We start from the raw sequence: 21,900 nt of genomic DNA on the forward strand, positions 1-21,900 counted from the left end.
TTCGCGCTCGGCAGGTGGGCGGCTCCTGGGAGGTGCGAGCCGCCGCGGTGGATCAGTTGAATTTCGAGGAGGACGGCGCGACGGCGAACGGGTCGAATTCGCCGGATGCTTCGAATGGATCTTCCGTAGCCGGAGGCTCCTCTTTCGAGCGCTCGCGGAGCTTCTTTTCCATCGCGCTCTGCAAGTTCTCGCGAGCAATGCGCTGTCCGTCGTCCCATCCAGCGAGCCACGTTTTGTCTTCGCTGGAACCGCCCGAATATCTCGAGACCCGATCGAGGGCAGCAAGGCCAGCCTCGACGCCGGCGGCAAAGATCATCTGCTCGTTTGTCACCCGATCGGCCAGGAGGTCCGCCTTGCGATCGTCGATGATCAGGCCGAGACGGATGCGGTTCCGCTTGAGCATGTTGAACTGGTCAACCTTCTTCTGCGGATCATCGGTCAGCATGCAGTCGAGGAAGTCTTTCAGTTCCTTTTCGGAGATGCCGTCGTTTTTGGCGTCGGCTTTGAGCTTCTTCTCCTCGGCCTTGATCTCCTCCAGGCGGCGGATGATCTTCACCCGCTTCTGGACATGATGGCCCCAGAGGGCTTGCCGTTCCTGCTCTGTGAGGGAGTTATGGCCGTCGGCTGCCGTCATTACCCGATCCTTTCTCTCGCCAGCCGAACCTTTTCAGCCAGCGCTTGAACCTCGTTTTCCAGATCGCGAAGATCATGGTTTTCCTCGTAGCGTTTCCGGTCCTGTTCGATTTCCTGCTGCAGGGCCCGGACCTCGGCCTCGCAGTGGTCGATGTAAGCTCGGCGGATCGTCGCGAAGGCGTCGATCGTGATGGATTTCGCCCTGCCCGCCCGCAGGTGCATGATCTGCCAGAAAGAGAGATTGTGCCGGCGTGCAAGGCGGCGGACGGCGTTCTCGACGTCACCGTTCCCGGACGTCTCACGCTCCACCATCTTCCTCACGTACTCTGCCGCGACTGCCGTACTCATGGCCTTTTGTCCCTGTGTTTCCTGTGTTTTCGAGGTTGCCGCTTGAACCAAATCCTTTGACACCGTGAATGCGCTCCATGCCGCGTTGGGTTAGCTTCCTGGTGTCGGAGGAAGCGGCCCTGGCAAGGAAAGGAGTTAGTCGCCGGCCGGAACCGAAGACTGATGCTGACGGAGAGCGGCGCGGGACACCCGCCAAGATGAACGCGCCCTGCTCTGCTTTTTGGAAATGACCGGCTCGGAATGAGCCGAGGAAATTGAATGATCGCGGGTTGCTTCCCGGAACATGCGACCAAGGAGGACACCAAGCGGGATGCTGATGAGACCCCATGCAGTCAGGCCGATAGCGATGGAGCTACTCATGCGCGCTCCTCCACCCGCGAGGGGTTCAGCATGGCCTTGAAGATGGAGATATCGGTCTTGCGGGTGACGAGCGGACGAAAACCGACAGCGTCAAACACCACATCGCCGTGCAGAAGTTCGCCATGGACGAGGACATTGATCCGCTGATCCGGTATCTCAACCAGCTTCACGCATGGGACCTGGCCAACAAGGCCTTCCCGGATCGTGTAGACTTTCCCGACAATCGGCTGGCACGGCTCTTCGAGAGGCTCCACTCCATCTGGGTAAAGCTTCTCCAACTCGACGCACACGACCTTCTGCCCGACATGGAAATTGCACTTCATGCCGCTTCTCCGATGATGACGATGGATCGAGCTCGATTTTCAAGGCGGCGGATAAGTCCGCGCTCTTCGAGAGCCGCAACAATCCGGTGGATGCCAGACTTGGACGCCAGGCCCATGAAGTCCTTCATCTCGTCGTATGAGGGTGAAATCCCGCCCTGCTCGGTGCCGTACAGTTTGATGAAATCCAGAAGCTCTTTCTGCTTCGGGGTCATCGCCGCCGACGGCCGGGCGCTTTCAAAACGATGTCCACAGCATGGGCAGGTATTCATGCCGCACCTGCCTCAGCCGCTGCTATCGCGCGTCTCATGCAAGAGAGCACCGCCTTATGACCGTGCCCGTCGTTGAACTCGAAAATGGATTGCTTGCCGCACTGCGCCCGCAGGGCGAGGATCGCTGCGCTATAATCGACGGCGCTCGCCTGAACCCTCTGGATCGCACCGACCATGCAGAACCGCTTGGCGCGTTCGTCAAGCGGACGGACCTCGTTGCCTCGGGCATCCAGGGCGATCGCCTGCTTTGCCCACCTATGCGGTGGGCTGATGATCGCCAGGGCGTCGGAAAGGACAGAGGCCGCGCTCATGCTGCGCTCTCCGTCGGGACCGGACGCATTACGCTCTCCGGCCAGTCCGCCTTTTCCGGCCAATTGGACGAGAACCAAGCAACCACTTCGTCGTACTTCTTCGCGGTGAAGGTCTTCCCTTCCCGTATCCGGGAAAAGAAACGCCCATCGGCAGCGCAAAGGCGCCCGACAGTGGCTTCGCCTAGCTCGCGCGCGGCGCAGAACCGCTCGGAGAGGGTCAAGAGATGATTTGCGAGTTCCGTTTCCATATCCCACTTATAGTAGGATGCATCCCACTTTGCAATAGGAAACTTCCCATTCGCACACTGAGGGGGAAATTTCCTATTCTCCGCGAATGAACAAACTCCAAGAGATCGTCGCCAAGCGACTTAAAGAACTCGGCCTTGGGCCGGTAGAAGCCGCGGTACAAGGCGGCTTAGAGCGGACCTATATCCGCGACATCGTCACCGGTAAGAAGCAGTCAGTGAAGGCGGATAAGATAGCCAAGCTGGCGCACGTGCTCCGCCTAGATGCGGAGGCGTTGGCCCGGAATGAGGCGATACCGGCAGAGCTTATTGAAGCTGATACAGGTGCCGGCCGTCCTCGCTCTAACGCGAGCTTTCCGCCCCAATACCAGAAGTTTACAGACAGCTCACTTCCGCTGCTCGGCCAGACCATAGGTGGCCCGAATGGCCGGTTCATACTGAATGGATCAGAGGTCTCCCGCGTCTTCACTCCTCCCATGCTCGAGGGCGTTGAAGGCGCCTATGCAGTCCGAGTTTACGGCACCTCAATGGAGCCCAGGTACTATGCTGGAGAGACCGTTTGGCTGAATCCACACGAGCCGGTAAGACAAGGGGATGATGTCGTTGTTCAGCTTCTTACAGACGAAGAAAATGGACGCGAGAGCTACATCAAGCGTTTCGTTTCTCAGTCATCAAAGGCGACCAGGCTCTGGCAGCACAACCCCGACGAAGGTGAGCAGAACGAACTCACCTTCGACACAGAACAGGTCTTCTCAATTCATAAGATCGTCTTTCATGCGACGGTCTGAAGCGCGCCATCAGAAATCCATGTCGGCCGGATCGTCAGATTCCGGAAGGACGGAGGGCGCTTCGGGCATTCGCTGCAGCGAATTTTCCGGCAGAGCTGCATGTAGTTATGAACGCCGAGTGTCGCGGCTTGGCGAAGGTTCTGAAGCTTTAGCGTTCGTGAATGTCCGCAATCGTCACATGCGACGTAAAGGCTTGATAACTCAACAACTAACCTCATCGCGTCGGGGTATTCAATTGACGGGCGCGGCATTCATCTCTCCTGTTTGTTCCCATTTCGTTCACGGCAAAAAAGCAGGAGTCATTCCAAGAGTCGAGTCGAAAGTGATTCGTTTTCGGGGCTGAGCATCTAACCCATGAGCAGCGTTAACGATTTTGTTTCCGAGCTGGTGCGAGCGGCAAACGTGGTCGAGAAACTCCGCGAAGATGAGAAGGGTCGGCTCCTTGCCCGAGCTGTGAGGACCATCCGCGATCTCCGTATCGAGGTCGGCATTCCGACGAACGTTTCCATCAAGGATGCCGCGATAGAGTTGCTGGAAGCATATGCACGGATCAAGGACGGCACGGCTGACGCTCACGAAGTTCGCACAGCCCTACTCGACGCCGCCGGCATGATCAGAGACCTGCATATCGTGCGGGATACGGGGACGGAAATTCAGATCGGGGATGGAGGGGGAAGGTGACGGAGGATATCAACAAACATGAATTCGGCGGCCAACACACCGACATCAAACTCGAGATTGTCGAAAGATATCTAAAGCGATACTCGGCCGCACTGCACACATGGTGCAACGATGTCTGGTATATCGACGCGTTTGCTGGAACCGGCAGTCGTACCGTTCGTATCAAAGCTCGCGATGGCGACCTCTTCGAAGAACCTGCTCCAGAGTATGTCGAACAGCGCAGAGGGTCGGCGACAATTGCGCTAGACATCCAACCTCAGTTCGAACGCCTCGTGTTCATGGATTTGAAACCGAGGCATGTTGCAGCTCTAAACCTCATCAAAGACGCAAATCCTCATAGAACAATCGATGTCCTGCAGGGGGACGCAAACGAGCTGATCCGTAGGGAGATTGACATAAACGGCTGGAAATCAAGGCGTGCCGTTATGTTCCTTGATCCATATGGGATGGAGGTAGAATGGGAGACGCTGAAAATGATCGCAGCTACGAAGGCGATCGACGTCTGGTACCTGTTCCCGTTGTCTGGCTTGTACCGCCAGGCAGCTCGCAACATGTCAAAAATCGATGAGACCAAGGCAAGAGCGATAACGAGAATGCTAGGCACAGAAGCCTGGAGGGAGGAGCTTTACTCTGAAGCACCACCCGCCGGGGATCTTCTGGCATTTCTCGAGCCTCAAGAAGTGCTCCAACGAAATGCTGATGTGGCGGGCCTAGAGAGGGACGTCCGGGAGCGGCTACTGACCATCTTTCCAGAGGTCCTAGAGCCGTATGCACTGCCGCCGGTTGAGCGCCCGCAGAAGTTTTCTCTCTTCTGCGCTATATCTAACCCTTCCGAGAAGGCCGTCGCACTGGCTCGGCAGTTTGGAGACGATATCACAAGGTCGGTGCTGCCAAGTGGGGCATTTCGTCGTACGTCCGACCGTTAAGCTCGCGGCCCGCGGCCTTCTTGTTCTTTCCGCCCCACTGCTTGAAAAAAAAGGCGGTGCCGTGATCACGGCACATGCGTTCGATCTCGTGAACCCATGCTGGATCCATATGCCGTGCCTGTGGGCCGGACTCGCCGCCGACTATCGCCCAATGAACGTCCTTCAAGCTTGCACCAGCGACTGAACCTATCAACGGCTCGAAGGAAGCAAATCGCACAGCGGCGGGAACTGCTCTCAGTTCATCGAGACGATGAAGAACTCGGCCGTCCTCTACGCTCGTACCTAGCCATACATTCGGAAGAATTTTGAATTCCTTCCCCGGAAGGATTTCCGCCATCCGATCCGGCCGCTTCGTGAGGATCTGGTACGTGTGCTGCGGCGTGGTTTCCATCGTCTTCCAGACGGCAGCGATGAAATCGACCGGAACATCAGAGTGAAATAGATCAGACATCGAGTTGACGAACACAAGCCGCGGTTTAGACCACTTTGCCGGCACATCCAGGGATTTCCAGTCGAGGTTTATCTTGCCGGTCCACTTAGCGCGACCGCCGCTTTTGCGCGTAAGACCTACATACTTTTCGGAGCCCATGGCTTCCAGCCGTGCTGCCATCCGCATTGCATAGCAGTTCGTGCAGCCGGCGGTGAGTATCGTGCAGCCCGCGACTGGGTTCCACGTCGCATCGGTCCATTCGATTGAAGTTTCTGCCATGGCGGACCCTTTCTTTGATGTTCGCCATTGTATCAGAATCGGTAAATTTTCCGAGAATTTTTACAAGGCTTCGCTGAAATATATTTTCATATCAATCTCTTAGCTATGCATAGTTTACAATACTTGCGGCAATGTGCCGAATGTCGGCAGCGGGTCCCCGCGACTCGCAACAGGTACCTGCACGTTGTTCGGAATCCTTCTATAAGCGCGTTCTAGGATGAAAATCACTCGCCACCGTACCGAAATCGCGGCACCTGACCTCGTTACGAAGCCCATAGCGTGCGATGTCTGTGATCTGCTTCATGCGCAGATCCCCTCCTGACCTACCCCGCCGGCGTTCGGTGGGGTGTTTTTTTTGGCAACAGCATTGCCTGGGGTCCGCTGACCCTGCTTAGGAAGGGTGATCGACACGAGACGTCAGGAGGAAGCGAGGTGAGATTGAGGCTCAGCCTGTTGTTCCAATTGATCAAACGCGGTGGGATCTAGCGTTATGCCAAGGCGCTTGCGATGGCCACTCGCCCAGGCAAGAGCGTTTTCTCGGATTAGAAATTCGCGCTCATCGACCAGGCCGTCGTTAACTCGAACGAGCCATTTGTCTCCGTTACGGAGCACTTCAACTGACGGCATGGGAATTGATCCGGCTAGGTGCTGAAGACCAGATTGGCACCAATCCGTCTGACTGTCGAATCGTTTTAGATGTTGCCGGCTAAGGGCCGTTTGAGCCAACGCATGTATTCGCTCCCCATCTTCTGTCTCAACCTTCTCTGTCAGAGGTGATTTCGTTCCTGAAGGATGGTGAGGGAGGGTTCCGGTCAAAGCTCCCCCTACCCCTCAGAACACGAATGTCCCGAAAGGCAGGGAGAGCGTTTGACGCATCCTGAAGGCCGGAGCCGGGATGGGACACGTGTCAGGACGCCTCTCGGCTAATCCGTCCTCATTTTCTGGCAGCACAGTAGGACTTACGCTCCCCGCGCCTCGGGCTTCACCAGCTCGGGAGTTGCACCCGGTCGCCCGTCGATGGGCATAGGGATAAACTCACAAATCCTACTTCGTCAAACAAAAAGTAGGATGCATCCCACTTTCCTCTTGATCAGTGGGAAGTTTCCTACTATAACCATCTCATCAGCCGCCCCGAATGATCTGCCTCGGCACGAAGAAACGGGACGGCGCCAGCGGGCCGAGTTCGAGTACCCGCGCAGAGTTGAGGATGGGGAACATGGAAAACCGCAAGCATCCGATTGAAGCAAACGAGACCCTGGTGGCGGTCGTTTGCAGCGCGCGCATCCAGCGCAAGTACCTCACCGAGAGCGCCTTCTTCGGCAAGGCCATGAAGATCGCCGACGTGCTCGATGAGCTTTCCGACGACGAGATCGTCACCGTCCTTCGGGTGAATACCGAGACCTGGGCGGCGGAAGACATCACCGAGTATTGCGCCCGCCAGTATCTCTACGACCGCGATGGGCGCGGCCTTGGTGTCGAACTCGATGATGAGGACGGCTTTCCGGCCTTCGTTCGCAACAGCAAGGAGTGGGCGCTCTGGAAGGATGATCTGGAAGCTGCCGCGCCGGTCCAGCCCGATCCCGACCGCCGTCACGACGAGCGCCGCGACCATCAGGCTATGGGGTGGGTAGAGGGGGCTTCGCTATGAGCAAGCACACTCCCGGCCCTTGGTCCTTCCGCACCGACGCGCGCACCGGCGACAACGGCATCATGGCCGATGGAACAGGTGTGTTCGTCGAGGCCTTCGCGGAAATCCGTCACAGCGGCGAAAACGCACGGGATGAAGCTTTGGCCAACGCCCGCCTGATCGCCGCCGCTCCTGATCTGCTGCAGGCGCTAGAAGATCTGCTCCACGCTTATTCGGAGCCAGACCGTCGTCTGTGCTGCGACGGCCGGGACTGTGGCTGCATGGGCTCTACAGTTCACCAACAGGCCGAGCATTACGCTCGCTTAGCCATAGCAAAAGCAGAAGGCCGCTCCGAATCCCTCCCCCTCTCCAAAGGACAGGAGGAAGGCAATGGGTGAGATCAAGCACAACGATCTTGAGGAATCCATCCGCCTAGCTGAGATCGGGGAATATCTCTACAACCGCTCGTACAGCTACGGCAACGGCTACGATGAGCCCCGCGAATTCGGGATCGAGTGGCAATGGCAACAGTCCAAGCCGAATGAGTTCGGTCAGGGCGCCCTTTTGGCCGAGGCCGTCAAGTGGCATTCCGACATGGCCGAAGACGGTCTCAGCACCGAAGCGACTAAGCTGCGAGCTTCCATTGAGAAGAATGCGAAAACGCTTGAACACTGGCGTCAGGAGGTCGGCAAGCTTCATTCGCAGATCGCCTCCCACACGTCTGCGCTGGCGGAAAGGGATGCGCGTATTGCCGAGCTTGAGGCGGCGCTGAAATCGGCGGAAGACGCTTTATTTTGGTCCGCGCGTCAGCATCACGAATACGGGAACAGCAGAGCGCAGAAAGCAACAGAGCTTTCCGCTCATTCCGCCCGCGCCGCTCTCGCCAGGGAGCAGGCCGATGCGTGACGCCCTCTCCGCCCTCAACCGCGCCCGCGAGATCAACGCCCGCATTGAAGCCAAGCGGGCCGAGGCAATCCACGCAATCAACCAGGCGGTGACGCTGATCCTCGCGCTCTGCACCGTCGCCTTTTCATTCCTCGTGTTCGGCCTGCCCGAACAGCAGCGGCTCGACCGCGAAAATCAGGAACAGGTGGCGACATGGGCGAAGTGATCGACCCGGCGGGACCGGAAATCTCAATCGGGACAGCCGCAACCGGCGTCCTCGCAAAAGCAAAACAAGCCATGGAGGCAAGACAGATGGCAAACGCAGTTGAAATCCAGCGTCCGGGCGAGCAGACGGCAGTGGCGCCGGCGGCAGCTATGACGCCTATGGAAATGCTCGACCGCGCTGTTTCGCAAGGCGCCTCGGTCGAAACGCTGTCCAAACTGATGGACCTGCAGGAGCGCTGGGAAAAGAACCAGGCACGCAAGGCGTTTGCTGCGGCAATGTCAGCAGTCAAGGCTGAACTGCCGCGGATCGTCAAAACCCGCAAGGTAGACTTCACCAGCGCCAAGGGCCGGACCAACTACCAGTACGAAGACCTCGCAGGGATCATGGATCAAGTGGGCCCGGTGCTGTCCCGCCATGGTCTTTCTGTCCGATATCGCACGGTTGCCGAGCCGAACCAGCCGATATCTGTCACCTGCATCATCGAGCATTCCGACGGCCACCACGAGGAGAACACCCTGATGGCCGGCCGCGACGACAGCGGCAACAAGAACAGCATTCAGCAGATCGGTTCCACTGTCACGTACCTCCAGCGCTACACGCTCAAGGCCGCGCTCGGTCTGGCGGCAGCTGCTGACGATGATGGCTCGAAGGCCGACGATACCGGCACGATCACCGAAGCCGAGCGCGAAATCATCCTCAGCATGATCGATGAGACGGAATCCGACATCGAGAAATTCTGCGCGGCTCTGCAAATCGAGAGCGTTGCCACGATGCCGGCCGCCAAGTTCCGCCGAGCTGTCGGCATGCTCGAAGCCAAGAAAAAGAAGGTGGCCGCAAATGGATGAGATCATTCAGGGAAGCGCGGAATGGCATGCTCTCCGCTGCGGGAAGGTCACGGCCTCTCGCGTGGCGGACGTTATCACCCGCACCAAGACAGGATGGGGCGCATCCCGGGCCAACTATGCCGCCGAGCTGATCGCGGAGCGCCTGACGGGTGTTGCGGCCGAAGGCTTCACCAACGCCGCGATGCAGTGGGGCACCGATCAGGAGCCGAACGCGCGCATGGCTTACGAGTTCATGCACGACGTCACAGTCGAGCAGATCGCTTTCGTGATTCATCCGTCCATCCCGGATGCCGGCGCGTCTCCTGACGGCCTTGTGGGCGAAAGCGGGCTGGTGGAGATCAAGTGCCCGAATACCGCAACCCACATCGACACGCTGATCAAGCAGGAGATACCGGCCAAGTACGTCACGCAGATGATGTGGCAGATGGCCTGCACCGGCCGGCAATGGTGCGATTTCGTCTCCTACGACCCTCGCCTGCCGGAGAGCATGCAGTTGTTCGTCAAGCGCATTGAGCGGAACGACGACATGATCACCGATCTTGAGGATGCCGTCCGGTTGTTCCTCGATACGGAGGTCGTTTCGAAGGTGGACGCTCTTCGGAGCATCTACGAGCAGGAGGCCGCATAATGGGTAGGGCTCTTCTCGTTTTGGACGGCCCCAATGAGCGCCGCAAAGCAATCGACTGGATCGGCAAGGCACCTGCGGGAACGCGCGTCGAGTTCAAGGCGTCAAGGCGTACCCTGCCGCAGAACGACATGCTCTGGGCACTTCTGACCGAGGTATCTCAGCAGCTCGAGCACGGCGGGACCAAATATGAACCGGCGCAATGGAAAGCGATATTCCTTCACGCCTTCGGTCGGGAGGTCAGCTTCCTGCCGAGCCTCGACCGCAAAACATTCCTACCGCTGGAGCTTTCATCGTCCGACCTGTCAAAGGATGAGATGACCGACTTCATCGAGTTCATCATGAAGGAGGCAGGCGAGCGCGGCGTAGTCTTCAAGGACCACCGCCAATCTGAACAACCTAATTCCGACGAGCTTTCCCCTCCCTCGTCGGGACCCGCTGATGACGCTCCCCTGCAGTCATCAGCCGCAGCGGGCGAAGATATCGCTTCCCCATCCCCGTCTTCGCCCGCTGCCACCCCTTCCGATGCCGAATGGCTGAAAACCGCCGCCCGCATGCTGTGGAGCGCCACGCATGTCACCGGCGACACTGACGCCGACCTGCATCTCCTCAACAATCAGCGGCTCGCCGTAGGCGATATGGAGGCTACTCCATCACAGCCCGCCAAGGACAAGGCCGGCTCGATCTATCGCCAGTGCAAGGCCGTGGTCATGTCCGAGGTCGATCGGGCGATCGCGCTCAAGTTCATCGCGAACATGGCCGGCATGGAAGAGAAGGAACTGGAGGTGTCCAATGGCTGAACTCACGACCGTAAACATCAAAAACGTCGTGCAAGGCATGGAGCGCATCAACGATGTTCTTCCCGATGTTAACGCTGACGCTATGGCCGCCCTCACCTTCGTGCTGGTTGAAACTGCCGTTGAAACTGGCGTCAGCCTGGACGACGTGAAGGCTAATCTTGAGATTGCTTGGCGGTCGCGCAGCGAAGCGGCAAGGCAGGTGATGTCATGAGCCGCTTCGAAGACACCATGGCCCAGAGCCGTTCCATGGCAGCCGTCAACATGATGCGGGATACGGATAAGTTCGTCCGTCGGCTCTACCAGTCGCGCCAGCCTCTCGGCACGGCCAATGCCGACCTGGAGCGGCACATGCTCGCGGAAGGGCTCGTATACCGCAAGGACGGCCCATTGCTCCGCCTGACCCCGAAGGGGAAGGAACTCGCGCGGGAGATCGGGGCATGATCGAAGCATTCCCACTCGCATGGCCTCAACATCGCTTGCGGACCAAGTTACCGATTAAAGCAGCCTTCAACACAAGAGGCAGACCGTTGACCGTCGCTGACGCGATCGGCCGGCTTCAAGGAGAGCTCGACCGCTTGGGAGCGTCTGGTTACGTTTTGTCGTCAAACCTGCAGCTTCGCCTTGATGGCTTACCACGATCCGGGCAGGCCGAACCTCTGGACCGCGGCGTCGCTCTATACTTCAACATCGGTGGCGAACCTCATTGCCTTCCTTGTGACCGATACGATCGGGTGGCTGATAATGTTGCGGCGATTGCCAAGCACATTGAGGCTACCCGAGCAATTGAGCGTTACGGAGTGGCAAACCTCAAGGAGATGTTCGCAGGCTTCACCGCCCTTCCCTCGCCGGGGGCCAAGAAAAGCTGGCGGGAGGTCTTCGGCTACCACGGCACCCAAATGCCTACGGCCGCCGAACTCAACCGGACATGGCGTAATCTCGCCGGCAAGCGCCACCCGGACGCCGGAGGCAGCCACGAACTCATGGCTGAACTCAATGCCGCGCGCGCCGAGGCCTTGAAGGAGATCAAGGGATGAGCCGCCGCGAGTTCTCCCGCAAAACCAAGCAAGAGGCGTTGAAGCGCTCCGGCTACCGCTGCGAAGCCTCCGGCCCTCGGTATGGCTTCAGCGAAGGCCAGCGCTGCAATTGCGACCTCTCGCTCGGTGTCCAGTTCGACCACAACGTTCCCGACCAGCTCGGAGGCGATAATAGCCTCGAGAATTGCATGGCGGTCTGCATCCAATGCCATCGTCACAAAACCCGGAACGATGTTCGCCAGATCAGGAAGTCTGATCGCCAGCGGGACAAAGCTCGCGGCGTGGTCCGGCCGGCCGGCAAGATCAAAAGCGCTGGTTTCCCCAAATTCGAAAAATCAGAACGCCGGCAGGCGAAGCCTCAGCTTCCCCCGCGTTCACTCTTCGAGGCAAAGCCATGAGCACCGAAACGAAACCCTTCGCCTGGTACTGGTACGATGCCACCGGCTGCCTTTTCATCACTGGCGACGATCGCAAGCCAGATGTGCCGGCCGAAGCCAAGCCGCTCTATGCCTCCCCACCACCCGAGGCACATGTGCGGGGCGAACTGGTCGAGTATTTCGAGCGGCAGATCGACTGGTCACGGGAGACATTCGGCCCTGCGTTGCGCACCAATGGCGTTATCGACCACATCCGCAAGGAACTGAAGGAGATCGAGCAGGACCCGCACGACCTGTCCGAGTGGGTGGATGTTGTAATCCTAGCTATGGATGGCTTCTGGCGTCACGGCGGCAAGGCATTTGACCTCCTGCCGGCGCTCCTTGCGAAGCAGCGGAAGAATATGTCCCGCACCTGGCCGGACTGGCGCGGCATGTCCGAAGACAGCGCGATCGAGCATGACCGGTCGAAGGACGCCGCTCTTGAGGCAGCACTTGCTGGCTCCCCCGCGCCGAAGGATCATGTGGGTGGAGATCGCCGTCTCCTGCAATGGGACATTCGAGAGGATCGGAATGCCTATCCAAAAGGTCCGCTCGCTAAGGATAAGGCGCTCTATACCTTCACCGGATGGGAAGGCGGCCACCGTGGTTCCTTGCTCTTGATCAAGGAAGAGGCTGATTTTGTCCGCGAGCGGCTGACGACGGCCAACCCATCACCCTCGCCGAGGGAGGAAGGCCAATGATTTGCCTGACCTCAATCGAACCGCAAAACGGACCTGAAAGGCAGTTCGCCCACCACGCTCCCCTGTTCGTTGCTGATGACGAAGCTTTCTCCGTCGATCACTTCGCCCAATCGGACCTTCTCCGCCAGAATTTCTCGCGCGGCACCGACCGCTTCCTCATAGGCAATCGTTACCGAGGGGAGTTCGGCGCCAATCCTGTCTCTTTCCAGGACACCGCCTTTTCGGACGTGGAAGTAGAACTTTGGCATTCGGGAACCGCAGTTTTTACAGGCCCGAACCCAACCGGACACTCTTCGTTCCATATCTCGAGCTTTGCTCGACCTGTGGACAACCAGCCTGTGAATTACGGGGAAAGCGGGGACTGATGGGACGCCGCGCCGTGGCCTTTACCGAAGATTCAGTGTCCCGCGCGATCCGCGCCGTAAAGAAGGCCGGCGTCGAGGTCAAGACTATTCGCATCGAGCCGAATGGTTCCGTTGTGATCAACGGGGATAACGGGGAAATCACAGAAAAGCAGATTGAAGAAAGCGCGGGTGGCTATCTCTGATGGAGGACATGCCACGCCGCCGCTACCAATATGTTCAGCGCCAAGTTACCAGACACGGTTCGGTTGTCTGGTATTTCCGCGTGGGGGATGGACCGCGGACGCGCCTTCCAGACGAATATGGCTCAACGGAGTTTGTCGAGGCCTGGAAGGCTCTCATGTCAGGGCAATCGATCGAAAAGCAGCCCGCTGGCAAGCACACCCTCCAATGGCTGGTGGACAAGTACCAGCAAAGCGCCGCCTTCAAGGGCCTGAAAAAGTCGACCCAGGCTAATCGCCGCAATATCCTGAAAAAGGTATGCGAGACCGGCGGAAAGCTTCTTGTATCGCAGATCACTCGAACAACAATCGCTGCCGGCCGTGACAGGCGTGCTGAAACACCCTACGCCGCCATCAATTTCATGAAGGTAATGGGCTATCTTTTCGAATGGGCGGTGGATGCAGGCTATGCGAAGATCAATCCAGTTCGCGAGGTCAAGCGCCCGAAGGTGAAGTCCAGCGGCTTCAAGCCATGGACAGCAGAAGATGTCATCGCCTTCTACAAAAAGCACGGCGCCGGGACGCAAGAACGTCTGGCGCTGGAGATCATGCTATTCACCGGTCTCAGGCGAAGCGATGCTTATAGGGTCGGCCCGCAGCATATCAAAAATGGGATAATCGAGATCCGTGCCCAAAAGAACGGAGAAGAGCTATTCATCCCACTCGACCCCATTTTGGCATCGTCTTTGGAAAAAGTTCAAACGGGCCATCTCGCCTATCTCGTGACGCCGAAACACGGTCGACCATTCAAGAGTGAAGCGTCGTTCGGGAATTGGTTCGGGAAAGCGTGTGCAGATGCAGGAGTGAGCGGCCGAGCGCACGGCATCAGAAAACAGGTTGCGCAAAGGCTTGCAGAAGCCGGGGGAAGCAATGCCGAGCTAAAGGCCCTATTTGGCTGGAACTCCGATGCGATGGCTGCACTCTACACGAGAAACGCCGACAAGCGGAAGCTTGCCCAGGCGGCGGCAGAGAAACTAAAGGCGAACAGCCTATCCCCTCACCCTAAACCTAAAACCCCTCACCTTGAAAAAAGATAAGTAGTATCAGTCGTTTATGGCGCGAGATTTCTAAAGTGGCGACCCCTGCAGGACTCGAACCTGCGACCTGCTGCTTAGAAGGCAGCTGCTCTATCCAGTTGAGCTAAGGGGCCTAACCTTCTGCCGCTGTTGGCATTCTGTCCGGCAGCGGGATGCTAATGCGTCCAGGGCTGGAGGCGGTTAAAGCGGAAATTGTCGGTATAGGATACCACCTGACGGGCGGCCTCCTTCGGCAGGATGACCCGATATTCGATGCCCTCGCGCTTGGCATAGGCTTCCGCCTGTTCGCGCGTCTCGAATGTCAGCCTCACCTGCTGCTTCATGTCGCCGGAAGAGGTGTAGCCAAGGATGGGATCGATACGGCGTGCCTGCTCCTGATCGAATTCCAGAACCCATAAATGGGTCTTGGCCTTGCCGGACTGCATGGCGGTCTTGGCGGGACGATAGATCTTGGCAGACATTCCTTAAACACGCTCCATCAAGGGATTAGCCCGTCGGCATCCTCTAAAGCGTGGTCGGAGTGGAGAGATTCGAACTCCCGACCCTCTGGTCCCAAACCAGATGCGCTACCAGACTGCGCTACACTCCGTTCCGACGCTGCTTGCCGAATACAACGTTCGGCTCTGTGCCGCAACTTCAAAATGAACTTGCCGGCCGGCAGCCAACAGGTTCAGTGTCGATTGCCGATACGCCGGCTGGTAACGCGGTCACCAACCTGGATTCCGAGCGCCTTCACACGCCCGGCATTGAGCTCCAGCACGAATTTCACCGCCCCATGCGAATCGATGATGTTCTCCGAAAACGGCTCCGCATTCTCATGGATATGCGCGATTCGCCCGTCGCTGCGGATGAAGAGCATGTCGAGCGGCAGGATCGTGTTCTTCATCCACATGGCTACCGGCCGCGCCACGCCGAAATCGAACAGCATGCCACTATCCAGCGGCATCTTTTCGCGATTCATCAGCCCCTGGGATCGCTGGTCCGGCGTCAACGCCAGTTCCGCGGAAAAGACGTGTCGGCCGCTCGCGGTCTCGATCGTCAGTTCTTCACGCTCGAAGCTCAGTTGCGCGAAGGCAAGGCCGGCCACAAACACAAAAAGCGCCACGAGGGCGCCTTTCGTCACTATGAGAGATCCGTTCATCAGTGCGACCGGCCCGCGGGATTGGGATTGTCCGGATGAATTTCCGCCGCCATCAATCCCTTGTCGCCATTGCCGTAGCGCACCAGCACCACCTGCCCTGGCCTAAGCTCGGTCAGTCCGAAGCGGCGCAGCGTTTCCATGTGCACGAAGATGTCCTCGGTGCCTTCGCCGCGCGTCAGGAAGCCGAACCCCTTGGTCCGATTGAACCATTTGACCAGCGCCCGTTCCAGCCCGCTGCTGGCCACGACCTGAACATGGGTGCGCACCGGCGGCATCTGCGAGGGGTGCACGGCCGTCGATTGATCCATGGAGAGAATACGGAAGACCTGAAAGCCCCGTTCCCGCTTCTGGATCATCGCGACAATCCGCGTTCCTTCCAGTATGGTCTGATAACCGTCGCGGCGCAGGCAGGTCACGTGCAGCAGGACATCCTGCATGCCGTTGTCGGGAACGATGAAGCCGAACCCCTTGGCCACATCGAACCACTTTACCACGCCGGTGATTTCAAGCAGTTCGACCGGCTCGCCGGAGAGCTCCTCGAAATTGGCAACGCCTTTCGATGACATCCTGTCTGCCATATCTGTCGGCCCCTCGACTACGCGTTACGATGTGACGGTACGCTGATTCTCGAAGGATAGTTTAACATCTCGCTAACCATCCAGCGCAAGTACCCGTCTTGGCTTTATCCACCTCCTTCTATCTATGGTGGCTTGCTCCAGGCTGGCGGCTGCGCAATATCGCTCGAGGTATTTCAGTATTAAGGAGGAACGGCAGTGCGCTATCTTCATACCATGGTCCGCGTCAAAGACCTTGATGCGTCGCTTCATTTTTACACGACGATTTTCGGCCTCAAGGAAGTGCGCCGTTCTGAGAACGAGAAGGGCCGCTTTACGCTCGTCTTCCTGGCGGCGGACGAAGATCTGGAAGCCGCCCGCGCCGGCGGCGCACCCTGCGTCGAACTCACCTATAACTGGGATACCGAGGATTACACCGGCGGCCGCAATTTCGGCCATCTCGCCTATGAGGTCGACGACATCTACGGCTTCTGCCAGAAGCTGATAGACAACGGCGTCACCGTCAACCGCCCGCCGCGCGACGGCCGCATGGCTTTCGTCCGCTCGCCCGATGGGATTTCGATCGAAATCCTGCAGAAGGGCGAAGCATTGGCATCCGCTGAACCCTGGGCTTCCATGCAGAACACCGGAAGCTGGTGAAATCCCGCCCGGCGCGGGAGTTTCCTCCCGCACCGGCCTTGTTCTTCCCGCCCCATCGCGAAATGCTGGAAGAGATGATTCGCGGCACCAGCGCCGCTGAAAGAACCTCGGTGGGGCAGGTCTTGTCGAAAACGCCGTCATTTCCTCACAGCAATCTCCTGAGGATTTGCGCCTTCTGGCTGGCCGCGATCATGCTTTCCGGCTGCATGACGGCGAAGAGGCCTGCGGAAGTCGCAAACGACGCCGGTTCTTCCGCCGGGGCGACGAAACAGCAAGGCGCTCGCGGAATGCTCGCCAAAGGCGGCGAGACCGCCGCGAACGGCTATGTCGATCCTTACGTTCGCTCCGCCGCCTCGCTGAATCAGCAGGTCGCAAACGAACCGGCGGCATCGCCGGCGCCTGAAAATCCCGCCGCCGCTTCTCAATCCGCGTCGCTTGCCGAGCTCGTGACGCAACCGACGGGAATCCGCGCAGGCAGCGTCAGCATATTTTCGGGCCAGGCGCCGGCGGCCTACGCGGACCCCGCCGACACGGCCTCCATGCCGGCTGGCCAGCCGCCTCGGCGTATCAGCGCGACAACCGGCAGCGTCTTCAGCGCCGCGCCGCAGAATTCGCCGGCCACAAATGCATCGGTATGCGGGACGGACACCCAGGGCCAGCCCCTAAGCTGCTGATTTCACAAGCCTACCCTCCGGATATCCACGGTTTTTCGAGGCTGTCATTTTTTTGCAAAAAAGACTGTTTTGGCGCTTGCGGGAAAGAAATCACCCCACTATAAGAGCGCTCACCGCAGCGCACGCGCCCTTCGTCTATCGGTTAGGACGCCAGATTTTCATTCTGGAAAGAGGGGTTCGATTCCCCTAGGGCGTGCCACTCTTCCCCGTTCCTATCACTTGTTTTTCGTAGTATGGTGCTGATCTTTCGGCAGCAGGCGCCCATCGTCTAGCGGTCAGGACGCCGCCCTCTCACGGCGGTAACACGGGTTCGAGTCCCGTTGGGCGTACCACGTCTCAAGGTAATCTTTCCGCAGCATCTTCATTTGAAGCGAACGCGGCGCCTTTTGCCTTGTCTTGCGAGGGATGCCGCAAGCCACTATATGGCGGTTCAAGCGAGGACGACCTCCCCCATCCGGGAAATCATTCGGGACGGCCCGGTACACTGGATGGGAAAAATGCGTACAACCGGCGATCGCATCCGCCACGCTCTCAGCTTCGAAATCATTGGCCTTCTGACCATCGTGCCGCTCGGCGCATGGGCATTCAGCATGCCGGCCCACGATATCGGCATCGTCGGCGTCGTCAGCGCGACGCTCGCCACCGGCTGGAACTATCTTTACAACCTTCTCTTCGATCACGCCCTGCTCAAACTCGGCAAGAGCCTGGAGAAGAACCTCGCCACGCGCATCCTGCATGCGATTCTCTTCGAGGTGGGCCTGCTGATCGTGCTGATGCCGTTCATCGCCTGGTATCTCGGCGTAAGCCTGCTCCATGCGCTGGTGATGGATGTGTCCTTCGCTCTCTTTTACGTGGTCTATGCCTTCGTCTTCAACTGGGCCTACGACCGGATCTTTCCGCTGCAGCTCGCACAGGAATCATAGTCGCGGTACGATCACGCCGCCGACCTCAAGCGGCGGCGTGATAAGCCTAACCGGCTGTTTCCGCTTTCCTTTCACCTCTGAAAAGGCAGGCGCTTACCGCCGTCATTTTTTTGCACGCTCGAAGGGAAAAACGCATTTTTGCGCTTGCGGGAATCCGATGCCCTCTCTATAAGGTCGCTCACTGCACGCGCCCTTCGTCTATCGGTTAGGACGCCAGATTTTCATTCTGGAAAGAGGGGTTCGATTCCCCTAGGGCGTGCCACTCTTCCCTGATTATTCAATCAATTCCAGTCTTCCGCTCACAAAGCGGGTGAAGCGTCGAGAATGCGCAACTGCATGCGGCGATTGCCCTGCCACTGGTCTGCGCTGAGGCAGCCGGCCACATGGATCTGGTTGCCGCGGGAGTTGAGGAGCAGGTTGCCGAGCGGCGTGTCCGCGGCGCGGAAGGCGATGCCGTCCAGCCGCGTCCCATCGGCCGATTCCAGCGTCACCTTCACATGCGCGATGCCGACCATGCGGGCGTCCTTCACCCTATGCGCGGGAATAGCGAAGACCGGTTGGGCATGACCCGAGCCGAAGGGGCCCGCCTGCTCGATCTGGTCGAAGAGGTCGAGCGTCGCGCCTGAGGCCGAAAGCGCGCCGTCTATCTTCAGCACATGGTTGGCCACCAGCGCCGGCACCTTTTCCGCCGCCATTTCCTCGAAGAAGGCGCGCAGGCGCCCGAGGTTGCTCCGTTCCACCGTCAGGCCCGCTGCCATCGCGTGGCCACCGCCCTTGACGAGAAGCCCCGCCTCCACGGCCGCACGAACCATGCGGCCCATGTCGAACCCGTTGATCGAGCGGCCGGAGCCCGTGCCCTTGCCCGAAGGATCGAAGGCGATCGCGAAGGCGGGCCGCTTGAATTTTTCCTTCAGCCGCGCGGCGATCAGGCCGACGATACCGGGATGCCAGCTCTCGCGCGCCGTCAGGAGCACGCTGGCGCCCTCGCCCTTGCCGTATTCCGCCAGCACCTCGGCTTCCGCTTCCGCCAGCATCGCGGCTTCCATCGCCTGGCGTTCCCGGTTCAGCTCGTCGAGGCGCCCGGCGATTACTTCCGCCTCGGTCGCGTCGTCCATGGTCAGCAGCCGGCTACCGAGCGCCGCATCGCCGATCCGGCCGCCCGCATTGATGCGCGGCCCTATCAGAAAGCCGAAATGGTAGGGCGTCACCGGCCCGCCGAGCCCCGCCTTGCGGAACAGCGCCGCAAGCCCCGCATTTCCCATATGCCGCGCCGCGATCAGCCCCTTCACCACATAGGCGCGATTGAGCCCCTTGAGTGGCACGACATCGCAAACGGTCGCCAGGGCCACCAGGTCGAGCCAGGCGAGCAGGTCCAGTGTGCGCGCGCGTTCGTCGCCCCGCTCGCGCAGCAGCCTTGCGGTCGCCACCAGCACCATGAACACGACACCCGCTGCGCACAGATGCCCCTGCCCCGAAAGATCGTCCTCCCGGTTCGGATTGACGAGCGCCAGACACGGCGGCAGCTCCTGGCCAAGCTGGTGATGATCGAGCACCACCAGGTCGCAGCCTTCCTCCCGGGCCGCATGAAGCGCATCGTGGCTCGTGGAACCACAATCGACGGTGACGATCAGGCTGGCGCCATTGGCGATCAGCTGGCGAATTGCCGCGGGATTGGGGCCGTAACCCTCGAATATGCGGTCGGGAATGTAGATCTCGGCCTGAACGCCGAAATGGCGAAGAAAACGGTAGAGGATCGCCGAGGAAGCCGCACCGTCGACATCGTAATCCCCGAAGATCGCGACCTTTTCCCCGGCCTTCACCGCCGCCGCCAGCCGTTCGGCTGCCTTCTCGCAATCGGTCAGGGTAAAGGGTTCCGGCATCAGCGAGCGTATGGTGGGGTCGAGAAAGGCCGGCGCCTCGTCCATTCCCACGCCGCGGCCCGCCAGAACGCGGGCGACGAGTTCGGGAACGCCATGCACCTGCGCGATCGCAAGCGCACGGTTCTGCGCCGCCTGGTCAAGACGCGACACCCACCGCTGGTCGCTTATGGAGCGCTCGACGTTGAGGAATGCCCGCGGCACGGGATCGATCGCCTCGGCCGCCGATTGGAGTCCGCTAATCATTCTGGTCATCCACCGCTTGTAGCGCATCGCCTGCAAAAGCGGAACGCCCGGCATGTCACCGGGCGGTGGATAGTGATGTTGATAACCGGTTCGGAAGACGGTTCTAGAATGCCTTTGGCCGCTCGATGCGGATTACCTGCGGTTCGCCGATCAGATAGCTTTCCGCCTTGATGGCGGCCACCGCCTTGCGGACGGAATCCTCGGTCGTCGCATGGGTCACGAGGATGATGGTCTTGAACTCCGATGTCCCGGCATCCGGCCGTGCGCGCTGCACGATCGATTCCAGCGAAATGGCGTTTTCGGCCATGCGGGCGGCGATACTGGCGAAGACGCCGGTGCGGTCTGCCACGGTCAGCCGGATGAAATAGCCGCCCTCGTGGCTGCGCATCCGTGCGCGCTTGTAAGGCGCGAGCGCCGCTGCCGGCGTGCCGAGAACCGGCACGCGCTGTGCGCCCGGACGGCTCTTGGCGATGTCGGCGATATCGCCGAGCACGGCAGACGCGGTGGCGCTGCCCCCTGCTCCCGGCCCGACCATCAGAAGCTCGCCGAGAATATCGGATTCGATCGCCACCGCATTGGTGACGCCGTCCACCTGCGCGATGACGCTGTCATGCGGCACCATGGTCGGATGCACGCGCTGCTCGATCCCGCCTTCCGTCTTCTGAGCCACGCCAAGCAGCTTGATGCGGTAGCCGAGATCGGCGGCCGCATGAATATCCTCGATCGAGATATTGCTGATGCCTTCGAGATAGATTTCGTCGGCGGCAATCTGCGTGCCGAAGGCGAGCGTGGTGAGGATCGCAAGCTTGTGGGCCGTATCGTTGCCTTCGATATCGAAGGTCGGATCGGCCTCGGCATAGCCCAGTCGCTGCGCATCCTCCAGGCAGGCCTTGAAGGAAAGCCCCTCCTTCTCCATCCTCGTCAGGATGTAGTTGCAGGTGCCGTTCATGATGCCGTAGACGCGCGAGATGGTATTGCCGGTGAGCGACTCCCTGAGAGCCTTGATGACTGGAATGCCGCCTGCGACCGCCGCTTCGAAATTGAGAAGGGCGCCCTTCTCCTCGGCAATCGCCGCAAGCTCCACGCCGCAGCGGGCGAGCAGCGCCTTGTTGGCCGTCACCACGTGGAGACCACGGGCGAGTGCGGCGCGAACCGAAAGATCGGCTGGGCCGCTGGCCCCGCCCATCAGTTCCACGAAGACGTCGATATCGGCTTCGGCGGCCAGCTTTTCGGGTGCATCGAACCATGTGACGCCGGCAAGATCAATGCCGCGATCCCGGCTCTTGTCACGGGCGCTGACGGCCGTGATCTCGATCGCCCTGCCGCAGGTGACGGCGAGTTCGTTGGCGCGGCTCTGGATGATCCGCACCAGCGACGCGCCAACGGTTCCAAGACCCGCAATGCCGACTTTGAGGGCGTCTGCCATACTGCTTTTCCTGACTATGGAAGATCG

The 21,900-nt window shown here is 59.5% G+C and carries 32 protein-coding genes, 5 tRNA genes and 1 pseudogene; 23 read left to right on the top strand and 15 right to left on the bottom strand.

Going from position 1 to position 21,900, the window contains the following annotated elements; all coding sequences use genetic code 11:
* Positions 1–52: 52 nt before the first annotated feature.
* The 6 genes and pseudogenes from YH62_RS25575 to YH62_RS30670 all read right to left on the bottom strand — a co-directional run bounded on the left by YH62_RS25575 (position 53) and on the right by YH62_RS30670 (position 2,492).
* Positions 53–634 carry a hypothetical protein gene (locus YH62_RS25575; RefSeq protein ID WP_046797143.1) on the bottom strand — a complete coding sequence of 194 codons (582 nt, stop codon included), beginning with the start codon at positions 632–634 and terminating at the stop codon, positions 53–55.
* Positions 634–981, bottom strand: coding sequence for a hypothetical protein (locus tag YH62_RS25580; RefSeq protein WP_137326866.1), 348 nt, complete (start codon positions 979–981; stop codon positions 634–636). Before YH62_RS25580 ends, YH62_RS25575 begins: the two co-directional genes overlap by 1 nt.
* A 356-nt stretch (positions 982–1,337) precedes the next feature.
* The gene (locus YH62_RS25590) at positions 1,338–1,664 is read right to left on the bottom strand and encodes a hypothetical protein (RefSeq protein ID WP_046797146.1); all 327 of its coding nucleotides are present in this window, start codon (positions 1,662–1,664) and stop codon (positions 1,338–1,340) included.
* 11 nt (positions 1,665–1,675) lie between these two features.
* Positions 1,676–1,876: pseudogene (locus YH62_RS25595) on the bottom strand (repressor LexA); the annotation flags it as partial.
* Between the two features lie 53 nt (positions 1,877–1,929).
* A complete protein-coding gene (locus YH62_RS25600) occupies positions 1,930–2,244 on the bottom strand; it encodes a hypothetical protein (RefSeq protein WP_046797148.1) in 315 nt (104 codons plus the stop codon).
* Positions 2,241–2,492 carry a hypothetical protein gene (locus tag YH62_RS30670; protein WP_046797149.1) on the bottom strand — a complete coding sequence of 84 codons (252 nt, stop codon included), beginning with the start codon at positions 2,490–2,492 and terminating at the stop codon, positions 2,241–2,243. The genes YH62_RS25600 and YH62_RS30670 overlap by 4 nt, the downstream gene beginning before the upstream one ends.
* An 86-nt stretch (positions 2,493–2,578) precedes the next feature.
* Between YH62_RS30670 and YH62_RS25610 the strand changes: the two genes are divergently transcribed.
* The 3 genes from YH62_RS25610 to tcmP all read left to right on the top strand — a co-directional run bounded on the left by YH62_RS25610 (position 2,579) and on the right by tcmP (position 4,884).
* A complete protein-coding gene (locus YH62_RS25610) occupies positions 2,579–3,277 on the top strand; it encodes a S24 family peptidase (RefSeq protein WP_245282194.1) in 699 nt (232 codons plus the stop codon).
* 354 nt (positions 3,278–3,631) lie between these two features.
* A complete protein-coding gene (locus YH62_RS25615) occupies positions 3,632–3,958 on the top strand; it encodes a hypothetical protein (RefSeq protein WP_046797150.1) in 327 nt (108 codons plus the stop codon).
* Positions 3,955–4,884 (top strand): three-Cys-motif partner protein TcmP, encoded by a 930-nt coding sequence (gene tcmP, locus YH62_RS25620; protein ID WP_046797151.1) that lies wholly within the window; start codon positions 3,955–3,957, stop codon positions 4,882–4,884. Before YH62_RS25615 ends, tcmP begins: the two co-directional genes overlap by 4 nt.
* Here tcmP and YH62_RS25625 read toward each other — a convergent pair.
* Positions 4,832–5,593 (bottom strand): DUF5131 family protein, encoded by a 762-nt coding sequence (locus tag YH62_RS25625; protein WP_046797152.1) that lies wholly within the window; start codon positions 5,591–5,593, stop codon positions 4,832–4,834. The two genes, tcmP and YH62_RS25625, sit on opposite strands and share 53 nt — an antisense overlap.
* Before the next feature lie 1,216 nt (positions 5,594–6,809).
* Here YH62_RS25625 and YH62_RS25630 point away from each other — a divergent pair.
* The 12 genes from YH62_RS25630 to YH62_RS29770 are packed head-to-tail and all read left to right on the top strand — an operon-like array spanning position 6,810 to position 12,752.
* Positions 6,810–7,241 carry a hypothetical protein gene (locus YH62_RS25630; RefSeq protein ID WP_046797153.1) on the top strand — a complete coding sequence of 144 codons (432 nt, stop codon included), beginning with the start codon at positions 6,810–6,812 and terminating at the stop codon, positions 7,239–7,241.
* Positions 7,238–7,618: a hypothetical protein gene (locus tag YH62_RS25635; protein WP_046797154.1), complete on the top strand. Its 381-nt coding sequence runs from the start codon at positions 7,238–7,240 to the stop codon at positions 7,616–7,618. The genes YH62_RS25630 and YH62_RS25635 overlap by 4 nt, the downstream gene beginning before the upstream one ends.
* On the top strand, positions 7,611–8,126 hold the full coding sequence (locus YH62_RS25640) for a hypothetical protein (RefSeq protein WP_046797155.1): 516 nt from the start codon (positions 7,611–7,613) through the stop codon (positions 8,124–8,126). Before YH62_RS25635 ends, YH62_RS25640 begins: the two co-directional genes overlap by 8 nt.
* Complete coding sequence (locus YH62_RS25645) at positions 8,119–8,331, top strand: hypothetical protein (RefSeq protein ID WP_046797156.1); 213 nt, start codon at positions 8,119–8,121, stop codon at positions 8,329–8,331. Before YH62_RS25640 ends, YH62_RS25645 begins: the two co-directional genes overlap by 8 nt.
* Positions 8,319–9,176 carry an ERF family protein gene (locus YH62_RS25650; RefSeq protein ID WP_082118516.1) on the top strand — a complete coding sequence of 286 codons (858 nt, stop codon included), beginning with the start codon at positions 8,319–8,321 and terminating at the stop codon, positions 9,174–9,176. The genes YH62_RS25645 and YH62_RS25650 overlap by 13 nt, the downstream gene beginning before the upstream one ends.
* A complete protein-coding gene (locus YH62_RS25655; RefSeq protein ID WP_046797157.1) occupies positions 9,169–9,804 on the top strand; it encodes a lambda exonuclease family protein in 636 nt (211 codons plus the stop codon). Before YH62_RS25650 ends, YH62_RS25655 begins: the two co-directional genes overlap by 8 nt.
* Entirely contained in the window at positions 9,804–10,601 is a 798-nt protein-coding gene (locus YH62_RS29765; RefSeq protein ID WP_082118517.1) for a recombination protein NinB, read from the top strand. The genes YH62_RS25655 and YH62_RS29765 overlap by 1 nt, the downstream gene beginning before the upstream one ends.
* Positions 10,594–10,812, top strand: coding sequence for a hypothetical protein (locus YH62_RS25665; protein WP_046797158.1), 219 nt, complete (start codon positions 10,594–10,596; stop codon positions 10,810–10,812). The genes YH62_RS29765 and YH62_RS25665 overlap by 8 nt, the downstream gene beginning before the upstream one ends.
* Positions 10,809–11,042 (top strand): hypothetical protein, encoded by a 234-nt coding sequence (locus YH62_RS25670; protein WP_046797159.1) that lies wholly within the window; start codon positions 10,809–10,811, stop codon positions 11,040–11,042. The genes YH62_RS25665 and YH62_RS25670 overlap by 4 nt, the downstream gene beginning before the upstream one ends.
* A complete protein-coding gene (locus YH62_RS25675) occupies positions 11,039–11,635 on the top strand; it encodes a hypothetical protein (RefSeq protein ID WP_046797160.1) in 597 nt (198 codons plus the stop codon). The genes YH62_RS25670 and YH62_RS25675 overlap by 4 nt, the downstream gene beginning before the upstream one ends.
* Positions 11,632–12,033 carry an HNH endonuclease signature motif containing protein gene (locus YH62_RS25680; protein WP_046797161.1) on the top strand — a complete coding sequence of 134 codons (402 nt, stop codon included), beginning with the start codon at positions 11,632–11,634 and terminating at the stop codon, positions 12,031–12,033. The genes YH62_RS25675 and YH62_RS25680 overlap by 4 nt, the downstream gene beginning before the upstream one ends.
* A complete protein-coding gene (locus YH62_RS29770) occupies positions 12,030–12,752 on the top strand; it encodes a dATP/dGTP pyrophosphohydrolase domain-containing protein (protein WP_082118518.1) in 723 nt (240 codons plus the stop codon). The genes YH62_RS25680 and YH62_RS29770 overlap by 4 nt, the downstream gene beginning before the upstream one ends.
* Before the next feature lie 11 nt (positions 12,753–12,763).
* On the opposite strand, the gene YH62_RS25690 is transcribed toward YH62_RS29770, so the two are convergent.
* Positions 12,764–13,000: a hypothetical protein gene (locus tag YH62_RS25690; protein ID WP_046797162.1), complete on the bottom strand. Its 237-nt coding sequence runs from the start codon at positions 12,998–13,000 to the stop codon at positions 12,764–12,766.
* A gap of 116 nt (positions 13,001–13,116) precedes the next feature.
* On the opposite strand from YH62_RS25690, the gene YH62_RS25695 reads away from it, so the two are divergent.
* Together YH62_RS25695 and YH62_RS25700 are read left to right on the top strand one after the other, a co-directional pair.
* Positions 13,117–13,299 carry a hypothetical protein gene (locus YH62_RS25695; protein WP_046797163.1) on the top strand — a complete coding sequence of 61 codons (183 nt, stop codon included), beginning with the start codon at positions 13,117–13,119 and terminating at the stop codon, positions 13,297–13,299.
* Entirely contained in the window at positions 13,299–14,372 is a 1,074-nt protein-coding gene (locus tag YH62_RS25700) for a tyrosine-type recombinase/integrase (RefSeq protein WP_052760517.1), read from the top strand. The genes YH62_RS25695 and YH62_RS25700 overlap by 1 nt, the downstream gene beginning before the upstream one ends.
* Before the next feature lie 36 nt (positions 14,373–14,408).
* Here YH62_RS25700 and YH62_RS25705 read toward each other — a convergent pair.
* From YH62_RS25705 to YH62_RS25725, 5 genes are all read right to left on the bottom strand, one after another.
* Positions 14,409–14,485: transfer RNA gene (locus tag YH62_RS25705), tRNA-Arg, on the bottom strand.
* Positions 14,486–14,527: 42 nt separating this feature from the next.
* Entirely contained in the window at positions 14,528–14,833 is a 306-nt protein-coding gene (locus YH62_RS25710; RefSeq protein ID WP_046797164.1) for an ETC complex I subunit, read from the bottom strand.
* Positions 14,834–14,884: 51 nt separating this feature from the next.
* A tRNA-Pro gene (locus YH62_RS25715) sits at positions 14,885–14,961 on the bottom strand.
* Positions 14,962–15,042: 81 nt separating this feature from the next.
* A complete protein-coding gene (locus YH62_RS25720) occupies positions 15,043–15,513 on the bottom strand; it encodes a DUF192 domain-containing protein (protein ID WP_046797165.1) in 471 nt (156 codons plus the stop codon).
* Positions 15,513–16,091: a cold-shock protein gene (locus YH62_RS25725; protein ID WP_046797166.1), complete on the bottom strand. Its 579-nt coding sequence runs from the start codon at positions 16,089–16,091 to the stop codon at positions 15,513–15,515. The genes YH62_RS25720 and YH62_RS25725 overlap by 1 nt, the downstream gene beginning before the upstream one ends.
* Positions 16,092–16,286: 195 nt before the next feature.
* Here YH62_RS25725 and gloA point away from each other — a divergent pair, with 195 nt between their 5' ends.
* The 6 genes from gloA to YH62_RS25755 all read left to right on the top strand — a co-directional run bounded on the left by gloA (position 16,287) and on the right by YH62_RS25755 (position 18,586).
* Positions 16,287–16,727: a lactoylglutathione lyase gene (gene gloA, locus YH62_RS25730; RefSeq protein WP_046797167.1), complete on the top strand. Its 441-nt coding sequence runs from the start codon at positions 16,287–16,289 to the stop codon at positions 16,725–16,727.
* Positions 16,724–17,401: a hypothetical protein gene (locus YH62_RS25735; protein WP_156177006.1), complete on the top strand. Its 678-nt coding sequence runs from the start codon at positions 16,724–16,726 to the stop codon at positions 17,399–17,401. The genes gloA and YH62_RS25735 overlap by 4 nt, the downstream gene beginning before the upstream one ends.
* A gap of 124 nt (positions 17,402–17,525) precedes the next feature.
* Positions 17,526–17,600 (top strand) — tRNA-Glu (locus YH62_RS25740).
* Between the two features lie 58 nt (positions 17,601–17,658).
* Positions 17,659–17,733, top strand: a tRNA-Glu gene (locus YH62_RS25745).
* Between the two features lie 165 nt (positions 17,734–17,898).
* Complete coding sequence (locus YH62_RS25750; RefSeq protein ID WP_046797169.1) at positions 17,899–18,324, top strand: PACE efflux transporter; 426 nt, start codon at positions 17,899–17,901, stop codon at positions 18,322–18,324.
* A 187-nt stretch (positions 18,325–18,511) separates the two neighbouring features.
* A tRNA-Glu gene (locus YH62_RS25755) sits at positions 18,512–18,586 on the top strand.
* Between the two features lie 37 nt (positions 18,587–18,623).
* Here the strand turns inward: YH62_RS25755 and recJ are convergent.
* Together recJ and YH62_RS25765 are read right to left on the bottom strand one after the other, a co-directional pair.
* A complete protein-coding gene (gene recJ, locus YH62_RS25760) occupies positions 18,624–20,447 on the bottom strand; it encodes a single-stranded-DNA-specific exonuclease RecJ (RefSeq protein ID WP_046797248.1) in 1,824 nt (607 codons plus the stop codon).
* Positions 20,448–20,550: 103 nt separating this feature from the next.
* The gene (locus tag YH62_RS25765; RefSeq protein WP_046797170.1) at positions 20,551–21,873 is read right to left on the bottom strand and encodes a homoserine dehydrogenase; all 1,323 of its coding nucleotides are present in this window, start codon (positions 21,871–21,873) and stop codon (positions 20,551–20,553) included.
* Positions 21,874–21,900: the final 27 nt, after the last annotated feature.

It is taken from the genome of Rhizobium sp. LC145 (assembly GCF_001005825.1).
Lineage (GTDB): Bacteria > Pseudomonadota > Alphaproteobacteria > Rhizobiales > Rhizobiaceae > Neorhizobium.

Bases quoted from the DNA above. Each gene is read 5' to 3' on its own strand.
- YH62_RS25590 (WP_046797146.1), bottom strand. From the start codon at position 1,664: ATGAAGTGCAATTTCCATGTCGGGCAGAAGGTCGTGTGCGTCGAGTTG.
- YH62_RS29765 (WP_082118517.1), top strand. From the start codon at position 9,804: ATGGGTAGGGCTCTTCTCGTTTTGGACGGCCCCAATGAGCGCCGCAAA.
- YH62_RS25670 (WP_046797159.1), top strand. From the start codon at position 10,809: ATGAGCCGCTTCGAAGACACCATGGCCCAGAGCCGTTCCATGGCAGCC.
- YH62_RS25680 (WP_046797161.1), top strand. From the start codon at position 11,632: ATGAGCCGCCGCGAGTTCTCCCGCAAAACCAAGCAAGAGGCGTTGAAG.
- YH62_RS25615 (WP_046797150.1), top strand. From the start codon at position 3,632: ATGAGCAGCGTTAACGATTTTGTTTCCGAGCTGGTGCGAGCGGCAAAC.
- YH62_RS25575 (WP_046797143.1), bottom strand. From the start codon at position 634: ATGACGGCAGCCGACGGCCATAACTCCCTCACAGAGCAGGAACGGCAA.
- YH62_RS25580 (WP_137326866.1), bottom strand. From the start codon at position 981: ATGAGTACGGCAGTCGCGGCAGAGTACGTGAGGAAGATGGTGGAGCGT.
- recJ (WP_046797248.1), bottom strand. From the start codon at position 20,447: ATGATTAGCGGACTCCAATCGGCGGCCGAGGCGATCGATCCCGTGCCG.
- YH62_RS25675 (WP_046797160.1), top strand. From the start codon at position 11,039: ATGATCGAAGCATTCCCACTCGCATGGCCTCAACATCGCTTGCGGACC.
- YH62_RS25725 (WP_046797166.1), bottom strand. From the start codon at position 16,091: ATGGCAGACAGGATGTCATCGAAAGGCGTTGCCAATTTCGAGGAGCTC.
- YH62_RS25610 (WP_245282194.1), top strand. From the start codon at position 2,579: ATGAACAAACTCCAAGAGATCGTCGCCAAGCGACTTAAAGAACTCGGC.
- YH62_RS25720 (WP_046797165.1), bottom strand. From the start codon at position 15,513: ATGAACGGATCTCTCATAGTGACGAAAGGCGCCCTCGTGGCGCTTTTT.
- YH62_RS25635 (WP_046797154.1), top strand. From the start codon at position 7,238: ATGAGCAAGCACACTCCCGGCCCTTGGTCCTTCCGCACCGACGCGCGC.
- YH62_RS25640 (WP_046797155.1), top strand. From the start codon at position 7,611: ATGGGTGAGATCAAGCACAACGATCTTGAGGAATCCATCCGCCTAGCT.
- YH62_RS25695 (WP_046797163.1), top strand. From the start codon at position 13,117: ATGGGACGCCGCGCCGTGGCCTTTACCGAAGATTCAGTGTCCCGCGCG.
- YH62_RS25765 (WP_046797170.1), bottom strand. From the start codon at position 21,873: ATGGCAGACGCCCTCAAAGTCGGCATTGCGGGTCTTGGAACCGTTGGC.
- YH62_RS25625 (WP_046797152.1), bottom strand. From the start codon at position 5,593: ATGGCAGAAACTTCAATCGAATGGACCGATGCGACGTGGAACCCAGTC.
- YH62_RS25650 (WP_082118516.1), top strand. From the start codon at position 8,319: ATGGGCGAAGTGATCGACCCGGCGGGACCGGAAATCTCAATCGGGACA.
- YH62_RS25750 (WP_046797169.1), top strand. From the start codon at position 17,899: ATGCGTACAACCGGCGATCGCATCCGCCACGCTCTCAGCTTCGAAATC.
- YH62_RS25600 (WP_046797148.1), bottom strand. From the start codon at position 2,244: ATGAGCGCGGCCTCTGTCCTTTCCGACGCCCTGGCGATCATCAGCCCA.
- YH62_RS25700 (WP_052760517.1), top strand. From the start codon at position 13,299: ATGGAGGACATGCCACGCCGCCGCTACCAATATGTTCAGCGCCAAGTT.
- YH62_RS25690 (WP_046797162.1), bottom strand. From the start codon at position 13,000: ATGCCAAAGTTCTACTTCCACGTCCGAAAAGGCGGTGTCCTGGAAAGA.
- YH62_RS25655 (WP_046797157.1), top strand. From the start codon at position 9,169: ATGGATGAGATCATTCAGGGAAGCGCGGAATGGCATGCTCTCCGCTGC.
- YH62_RS25630 (WP_046797153.1), top strand. From the start codon at position 6,810: ATGGAAAACCGCAAGCATCCGATTGAAGCAAACGAGACCCTGGTGGCG.
- YH62_RS29770 (WP_082118518.1), top strand. From the start codon at position 12,030: ATGAGCACCGAAACGAAACCCTTCGCCTGGTACTGGTACGATGCCACC.
- YH62_RS25645 (WP_046797156.1), top strand. From the start codon at position 8,119: ATGCGTGACGCCCTCTCCGCCCTCAACCGCGCCCGCGAGATCAACGCC.
- YH62_RS25665 (WP_046797158.1), top strand. From the start codon at position 10,594: ATGGCTGAACTCACGACCGTAAACATCAAAAACGTCGTGCAAGGCATG.
- YH62_RS30670 (WP_046797149.1), bottom strand. From the start codon at position 2,492: ATGGAAACGGAACTCGCAAATCATCTCTTGACCCTCTCCGAGCGGTTC.
- YH62_RS25710 (WP_046797164.1), bottom strand. From the start codon at position 14,833: ATGTCTGCCAAGATCTATCGTCCCGCCAAGACCGCCATGCAGTCCGGC.